The organism is Calothrix rhizosoleniae SC01 (genome assembly GCF_900185595.1).
Lineage (GTDB): Bacteria > Cyanobacteriota > Cyanobacteriia > Cyanobacteriales > Nostocaceae > Calothrix_A > Calothrix_A rhizosoleniae.
In genome coordinates this window covers 21,863-28,268 of the sequence record NZ_FYBH01000239.1, presented here as the reverse complement: position 1 = coordinate 28,268, position 6,406 = coordinate 21,863, and the positions used below count along the sequence as shown (strand labels likewise).

The following is a 6,406-nucleotide window of genomic DNA, read 5'->3' as shown; positions in this document are numbered from 1 at the left end:
CTTACATGGTTAATTTGTAGTTAATCAATTTATTACTTAACGTACAGCAGACTTGTGTTTTTTCCCGGATGAGTTATTCATACTTCTGAGCCCAGTCCAACCAATAATAGTATAACCAACAGATAATAATAAACTGCTCAAACCAGTTCTTAATCCGGATTTCCAAGCTTCCTGTCTAGCACGCTGTTCTAATTTCTCTTTGTTACTACGAATTTTGTTTAATTCTTGATTAGCACTTTTTTGAGCAGCCGCGAGAGGATTAGTTTGTTCGTTAATCAGTGTTTCCAGTTGTTGAGGATTTGCTTTCGCTTTTTTGAGTACTTCCTTTACTGCTGCAGGAATTTTCGGGCTATCAAGTGCTTGCTTATATTTTGTCTCATCTTTGATTATTTCTGCTAATTGATTTTTGGTTCTGGTTCGTAGTTGTTGTATTTGGGCTTTACCTTGTTCGCTATTTAACTGAGCTTGTGCTTTAGATAATTGATTTTTTAGTTGATTCTCTGCTTTTTCAGCATCCTGACTAATTTTTTCTACCCTTTGATTGCTGATTTGGCGTACATTGTTGAGATGTAAGGGGAAAAACACCAAGAAAATTAATCCCAAAATGCTAGCAAAAATTAAAGATGGAAATCTCAAATCGAATATTGGTTTGCGAGTTGACGACTCAGGGTTTGTACTATCGCTATCCTTATTGTCTATACTGCCAATCCAATAGCCAGTGAACAGCATACCCAAACCCACCATGGGTACAATTCCTCTGTCAACTAATGCTGTGACTAAAGCAATTTGCCATCTACCATCAGTAGGTTGAAAAGGAAATATGAGGATAAAAACATCGAGTAAGAAAGATAGCATTAATACTATGCCTCCTACTGTGAGAGTTCGGGCAGCATTCACTGCATTAAAACGATTAATCATAAGCTTTTTGATTTCCAATTGGAGTTATTGATTCTTCAAGTTACACAAATTCCCTCAAGATTAACATTTGCTCTCAACAGGTAGAGGATTCTCCTCCATCTTGAGATAAATTCGTCATGGTGATAGTTGACACAGTATAAACTCGAGATTGGCACAACAACAAGTATTAGATGAGTTATCTTCAGATGAGGGAGTAAAGGACACACAGAAGTAAGGATATTAATTTTTACTAGCGAGATTCCCAAATTAGTAGATCTTCTGGTCTATCGACATCAGCTAAAGGTAACAACTGCACTTGAGATAAACTAAGCTGTTGGGCAATATTGATAGTCCGTTGTAATACAGTGTCAGTTCCCCAATTGATGTTAGCAAATAATTCTGGTATATATCGTTTTAAACCGATTAAGTAATAGCCACCATCAACCGCCGGACCAATTACGAGATCGTGGGTATCTAGATTTTGAAAGGCTGTGGTGAGAATCTCACTATTTACCCCCGGACAGTCAATCCCAATAAAAATAACCTTTTGAGCACCATTTTGTAATGCATTTAATAGAGATTGCTCCATACGTTGTCCTAAATCACCTGCTCCTTGGGGTTGGTAGATAAAAGCCTTCCCTAACCAAGCTTGCATCAGTTGCAAATCACCACCAGCAAATCTAATTTCCACTAATGTAGAACTTATGGCTGGCAATTTTTGCACTTGTGATAAGGTATGTTCTGTCATCTGACGTTGCAAATTAGCAGCACCTTCCGCACCTAAAGCAGGTATCAATCTAGTTTTTGTCTTTCCTGGCTCTGGATAACGAGTGAAAACTATTAAATGCTGTTTGTTGCTTATTTCTGAATTATTCAGCAAATCAGACCCAATTGAAATTAACAAATAATATTTTAATAGCAATACTTACCACTTTTAGCTGTTTCCTGTTCCTGAGCAATTCTCAGAGTTCCTAAAATTGTGGAAACAAAAACACAACGTTTAGCTCTACCACCATTTTTACTAGAAATAGTCAACCGTCCTAAAGGTGGCTGACTGACATTACCTAGATGATTAAATTTAATTCTTCGCACACTACCAGACTGCTGTAAAGTTGTTTCAGCATCTATACGCACACTTCCATCCAGGTTATTCCAATTAGCATTATTAGGGCTAACAGTAGTATTATGAACTGCCCATTGAACAATTCCATTTTGTTCGCGGAAACTAACTTGCAAATTTAATTTTTGTAACTTTGCTTGGCTTTGAGCCTGACGCATGGCGAGATAAATTTCACTTTGAGCTGTTTTAAGTTGTATATTATTCATCAGAGCTAACCAACTTGGTGCAGCGATCGCACTTAATATTCCCAATACAGCAGTGACTACTAATATCTCTAAGAAAGTGAAACCATTAGTAGATGATTTATCCTTATGCTGGAAATTATTTAATTTAGTGGACATGGTAGATGTAATAATTCAGGTATTGATGCGTGGTATAGCGCTATGCGTAAGGAATAAATGAGCCATTGCGGCTTTTAGGATATTTTATCCTTTAACTTGTGTGAAAAATATCCATTAAACCAAAGATAAAACGGACTAATCAAACTACTTATAAATAATTGCATTTCGCAATCACTAACTAAATTGGTTTTAGCCCTTAAGTGATACTTCAAGAAATGAAAAATAATTTTACGGATATCGTTAACTATATATCCAATAGAAAATATTGGTCGTAACCGTGGGTGAATATTTACCATACGAGTCACATAACGGCTTAAACCAATACCTTCAAAAAACGGAATTAAATATTCCCTAGTTAAGCGCCATGCAGGAATTTGGTGATAAATTTCCATTTCTGGATTATACCAAATTTCCCAACCCCCTCTTTGAATGTAAGAGAGCATTTCTATATCTTCACCTGCTAGCATATTACCTGATATTCTGCCTGCTAAAATCATTTGATTGGGCACGCATTCAAGCCATGCTTGCTTATTAATAACTAATCCAGCTCCTGGGGGTAATAATTTTTGATCAGCTTCATATAATAGAGGTATATTACCCCGTTCTGTAATAGCTAAAAATGGAGTAATTCGAGCAAATTCTTCGGGAGGCTTTGTTTCCCACTGAGGATGAATTTGACTGCCATAAGCACCAACATGAGGATGATTTCGAGCAAATTTATAAGCAGCTAGCACCCACATATTATTGGGGTAATTATCATCATCGAGAAAAGCAATTAATTTTCCTTGAGACTCCATAATTGCTCTTTCTCGAGCATATGCGAGTCCTTGCTTTGGTTCAAAAACATACTTTAATTTATAATGACATTGCCAAGTAGATTGATATTTTTTAATAATAGAGGCAGTCGCATCATGACTATTGTTATCTACAACTATAATTTCCCAATTAAAAGATTCTGTACCTTGTTGATTCTGTAGCTTTTCTAATAGCTGAGGTAGACGTTTTGCACCATTATAAGTAGGGATGGCGACAGTTAAATCAATATTGTTTTTCATTAGCTATTTCTTATATATATAGATTCATACCTACAATTAATTACAGTATGAAATAGGCACTAATTGTCTTAGTGCTAATTTTGTGATTGTTATAAAGAATTAATTAATTTAGATCCCTGGCTTAATGTACTTTTAGCCAAAAGAAATGATGAAGCACTTAATGCTTTAATTTTGCTTATTAGGTGCTAGTTTAGCTTCGGTATTTCTATCGATTTCTGATAAATTTATTGCAGCGATTATATTTGATTGGTGAAAATTGATGTGTTCAGGTCAACTACTTTTTTAACTAACTTCCCTACATGCTCCATATAAATCCTTCCATCCCTCTCTCTCTTTAACCACCGTCTCCAAATATTCCTTCCATACCACTGAATCTTGCACAGGATCTTTAATTACCGCACCCACCAATCCAGAAGCGACATCCCCCGCACTTAAAATACCATCCCCAAAATGTGCCGCCAGTGCCATACCACTATTAACTACAGAGATAGCCTCTGCTGTACTCAAAGTCCCACTGGGAGATTTAATCTTAGTTTTACCATCTTCTGTCACACCGCTACGCAATTCTCGGAATACAGTCACAATGCGCCGCACTTCTTCTAATGCTGGGGGTTCGGCGGGTAATTCTAATGCCCTTCCCAAACTTTCTACCCGGCGCTGTACGATTTCTATTTCTTTTTCTATGGTTTTGGGTAGGGGCAAAACTACTGTATTAAAGCGGCGTTTGAGGGCACTGGAAAGGTCATTTACCCCCTTATCCCGGTCATTAGCCGTAGCAATTACACTAAACCCTTTATTTGCTTGTACCTGGGAATTTAATTCTGGCACAGGTAGAGTTTTTTCGGAGAGGATAGTAATTAATGTATCTTGCACATCTGCGGGAATCCTGGTTAATTCTTCCACCCTGGCAATCTTGCCATCTTCCATTGCTCGCATTAAAGGGCTGGGAACCAATGCATCCATAGAGGGCCCATCAGCCAATAATCTGGCATAATTCCAACCATAACGAATTGCTTCCTCACTAGTGCCCGCAGTACCTTGGATTAATAGCTTAGAGTCACCTGAAATTGCAGCTGATAAATGTTCGGAAACCCAAGATTTTGCCGTTCCCGGTACGCCAATTAACAACAATGCTCGATCTGTAGTTAAGGTAGCTACGGCAATTTCTATGATGCGTCTGTCTCCGATATATTTGGGAGATACTTCAAAGCCATTGTCTAATTTGCCACCTAATAAATAAGTGGTTACCGCCCAGGGCGATAATTGCCAATTAGGGGGACGATGGCGATTATCAATTTTTGATAATTCCTCTAATTCTTCGGAAAAATGGTGTTCTGCATGTTCCCTTAATAGTGTTTTGCTATTGTTTGGGGAGTTATTATTCTTTTTTCTGGATGTTCTGGTCTTAGTATTTTTATTTACTTCTGTCATCCTGACCTCTGCTATTATATCCTTGATTTAATCTTGCAGTGCTTGTATCATTTCCCAGCGAAATTGCAGCCTAGCTAAAAACCGATTCATTGTCTCTTGCCAATTTCTAGGGAATACAGTTGATAGGGTAGTATTTGCTTGATGTGCTAAGGACGGTTCCATATACAGGGCAAAGTGTTGTATCTGCTCTTGCAATTGCCAATCATGTTGCCAATTATGCTCTTGGAAATTTTCCTGTATTTTTGATAACACTAAATTACTAATTTCTGCATCCCAATAGTGGTGACTGTGATTTAATAAGCGCCAGACAGGATGCTGGGAATTAAAAGCCTGTTTTTCGGACTCTGCAAATAATTCTAGGATAAATTCATTAAGCCTATTGTGGGGGAAAACACTTAACAATTGTGTGATGATTTGTTCTCGATACTGGAAATGTTCGTAGTAAATACTACTGCATACTGGTAACAAAACTTGTGCCCAAGCAACATCCTGATGGTTGATAGTAGCCTTTACCCAACCCTCAATTAATAATTTATTCCACTCACTAGCCTCAACTGCTAATAAAAGTTCTGCTGGTGATTTTTGCCAATGCTGATTCCATATACTGGGGGGAACACAAGCCAACATTTGCAGAAGTAAACTACCCTTTTCCCCGAAACTGGAACTATATTGAGACTGGTCGATACCGTCACGGATTATATCCTGGCTACAATCTGTGGGTAAGGTGATTTCTATGGTACCTGCCTGGAGTTGAATTAGTGGTAGGACTCGTTGAATCATTCTTTGGCATAATTGGGATGCTGATAATCTAGCCAGTAATTTAGCTGCTGTGTCTCTAACTACCTTGCGCCTATGAGCTAAAGCAGAGTTCAAAAATGGCTCATCTTCCAAACTTAAGCCTGTTTCCAGGGCTTGCAAACAAGCTACATTCTCATCCACACTGTTTACCTGCCAAGTTGCTTCTAATCGTTTCCTCCCTGCTGCGGGATCTTGTTGTCGCAGTTTTGTGAGTGCTAATTTTTTCCCATCACAACTACCATTTTCCCAAACTAAATCAGTATTTTCACTGGTGGCATAATTCCATTCTGGGTTTTGTGCTGCCAGCCATAACCCCCTTTTACCTAACACAGGCAAGATGGCTGACTGTAGGTAATTTTTTCGTTTTCCTAATGCTAATAATTCTGGTAAACACTGGGGGGAAACTCGTTTACCAACTGTAGCTGCTACAGTTAACCATTCTGGCAACACCTGATTGTGTTCTCCATTTAGCATCATACTTAGATGTTGTACTGCCAAGGAGTTGCAACAGGGCAAGTCTTCGAGGCTACAAGGTTCTATTGAGGATAAGGTTTTAGCTGTAGATAATTTACCAGCTTTTTGATAAAGTGCGATCGCCCCAGCCGCAGCGAGTAAACTACCTTCACAATCTTGGCTATCTAGGCGATTTATGACTTTACCTAGAGGGCTATCTGGTGCAGATATTGTCACTGTTTGTCGTTCCGTACCGACTAAAGCTGCTGATACCAAGTTTTGCCATAAATCCATAATTGCCAATTTCCCCA

6 protein-coding genes are annotated in these 6,406 nt (G+C 38.3%); all 6 read right to left on the bottom strand.

Annotation, left to right across the window (positions count from 1 at the left end):
* Positions 1-36: 36 nt before the first annotated feature.
* Positions 37-918 (bottom strand): hormogonium polysaccharide biosynthesis protein HpsJ, encoded by an 882-nt coding sequence (gene hpsJ-B / locus CALSC_RS14235; RefSeq protein ID WP_088241984.1) that lies wholly within the window; start codon positions 916-918, stop codon positions 37-39.
* Between the two features lie 229 nt (positions 919-1,147).
* The gene (locus CALSC_RS14230; protein WP_088241986.1) at positions 1,148-1,777 is read right to left on the bottom strand and encodes a TIGR04282 family arsenosugar biosynthesis glycosyltransferase; all 630 of its coding nucleotides are present in this window, start codon (positions 1,775-1,777) and stop codon (positions 1,148-1,150) included.
* A 32-nt stretch (positions 1,778-1,809) separates the two neighbouring features.
* The gene (locus CALSC_RS14225; protein WP_088241983.1) at positions 1,810-2,358 is read right to left on the bottom strand and encodes a pilus assembly FimT family protein; all 549 of its coding nucleotides are present in this window, start codon (positions 2,356-2,358) and stop codon (positions 1,810-1,812) included.
* A 74-nt stretch (positions 2,359-2,432) separates the two neighbouring features.
* Positions 2,433-3,413, bottom strand: coding sequence for a hormogonium polysaccharide biosynthesis glycosyltransferase HpsE (gene hpsE, locus CALSC_RS14220; protein ID WP_088241982.1), 981 nt, complete (start codon positions 3,411-3,413; stop codon positions 2,433-2,435).
* Between the two features lie 282 nt (positions 3,414-3,695).
* Positions 3,696-4,844, bottom strand: a complete 1,149-nt coding sequence (locus CALSC_RS14215; RefSeq protein WP_088241981.1) for an ATP-binding protein — start codon at positions 4,842-4,844, stop codon at positions 3,696-3,698.
* Positions 4,845-4,871: 27 nt separating this feature from the next.
* Positions 4,872-6,389, bottom strand: coding sequence for a DUF5691 domain-containing protein (locus CALSC_RS14210; RefSeq protein WP_143288261.1), 1,518 nt, complete (start codon positions 6,387-6,389; stop codon positions 4,872-4,874).
* Positions 6,390-6,406: the final 17 nt, after the last annotated feature.

What these genes read in the sequence shown, in the direction of transcription:
- CALSC_RS14210 (WP_143288261.1), bottom strand. Translation starts at nt 6,389, where the DNA reads ATGGATTTATGGCAAAACTTGGTATCAGCAGCTTTAGTCGGTACGGAA.
- hpsJ-B (WP_088241984.1), bottom strand. Translation starts at nt 918, where the DNA reads ATGATTAATCGTTTTAATGCAGTGAATGCTGCCCGAACTCTCACAGTA.
- hpsE (WP_088241982.1), bottom strand. Translation starts at nt 3,413, where the DNA reads ATGAAAAACAATATTGATTTAACTGTCGCCATCCCTACTTATAATGGT.
- CALSC_RS14215 (WP_088241981.1), bottom strand. Translation starts at nt 4,844, where the DNA reads ATGACAGAAGTAAATAAAAATACTAAGACCAGAACATCCAGAAAAAAG.
- CALSC_RS14225 (WP_088241983.1), bottom strand. Translation starts at nt 2,358, where the DNA reads ATGTCCACTAAATTAAATAATTTCCAGCATAAGGATAAATCATCTACT.